This window comes from Novosphingobium colocasiae, assembly GCF_014652555.1.
Lineage (GTDB): Bacteria > Pseudomonadota > Alphaproteobacteria > Sphingomonadales > Sphingomonadaceae > Novosphingobium > Novosphingobium colocasiae.
Genome location: NZ_BMZA01000060.1, coordinates 1 through 1240 on the forward strand (window position 1 = coordinate 1; position 1240 = coordinate 1240).

General features: G+C 63.5%; 1 protein-coding gene. It reads right to left on the reverse strand.

Annotated elements, in window-relative coordinates:
- Positions 1–827: 827 nt before the first annotated feature.
- On the reverse strand, positions 828–1240 hold a 413-nt coding region (locus IE122_RS18225), incomplete at its 5' end, for a transposase (protein ID WP_189622642.1).

Below are 1240 nucleotides of genomic sequence, written 5' to 3' on the forward strand. Positions count from 1 at the left end.
CGGAGGTCCATCAGCGCCGAGCTTGAATGCCGCAACACGCGGGAAGCCGTACGCTTACGGTGAAGTCCGCCCCCCACTTCTGGTTGGCCCTGTCTGCGGTGAACTGGCAATCCAGCACATTGCCGGCGATGACCGAGCGTGCGCCCTGATCCTTTGGCAGTCCGCGACGACGAGGCCGTGCCCGCACCCCTGTGCCTGCATGAGCCGTTCGACCCGGTACAGACCGCAGGAAATCTGCCCCCAGCAGGTCGTGCCAGACAGGGCGGGCGACATAGGCGCGGTAGCTGCCAACATCGCTGGGCCCTGTCTCTCGCGCCGATGACCCCGTCCTCGCGGGTAGGCTGTGATGGCATCTGGGTGAGCTAGGCATGGAAGGCGATCTGCGACACACCGCCAAAAGATCTTTGAGAGCCCCGCACATTTATGCCACCGGCCAGATTCTGCGGTGCTTCGCGATGAAGCTATATCGAGTCCTTCGCGAAGCAGTTGGCGGCCTTTTCAAAATGTCGCGCTCCGCCATCAGCTTCTCCACCGCAGCGTAGAGATCCACAGGCCGGGTCAGTTCTTTCCTGCAACTTCTTCAGCTGCCGATTCTCTCCTTCGAGCGTCCGCAACCGCGCCGCCTCCGAGGCGGTCATGCCACCTTACTTCGCCTTTAACCCGGGTTATTCACGAGCCCGCCGCTCTGGTGTGTCCCGAGCTCGATCGGTGTTTGGCGGCGTGACTTGGGCGAGCGCCGGCGCCGGTGTTTTTCACCGCGTCAGGAGCAATGGGCTTTTCGAGGTTGATGGACGAGGCTTTGGCGTTCGGCGGCACGGCCGCGCTGGTTATGTCGGTGCTGGCCGGAGGCTGGTAGCGAGGGCTCTGACCACGTTGGCATCGGGGCAGGCTGACGCGAACGCGACACGGATGCGCGAGGCACTTTCGATGACGCGAGCGGCGATCTTGAGCAGCCGCAGGCGCAGTGTCACGAATTCGGCGGTGGCCAACGCGGTGGTGCTGGGGATCGCCTGCTGGACGCGCCATAACAGCCAGTACGCGGCGGTGTGCAGGATCAGCCGCATCTGGTTGGCATTGGCCGAGCGGCACGAGGTGCGATCGCTAGCCAACTGGGTCTTGTGGCGCTTGATCAGGTTCTCGGCTTGGCCGCGCGCGCAGTAGAGTGTGTCGTAAATATGCTCAGCCGAGCCTTCTGTCAGCGAGGTGACGACATAGCGGATGTCCATGCCCAGCGTGCTGG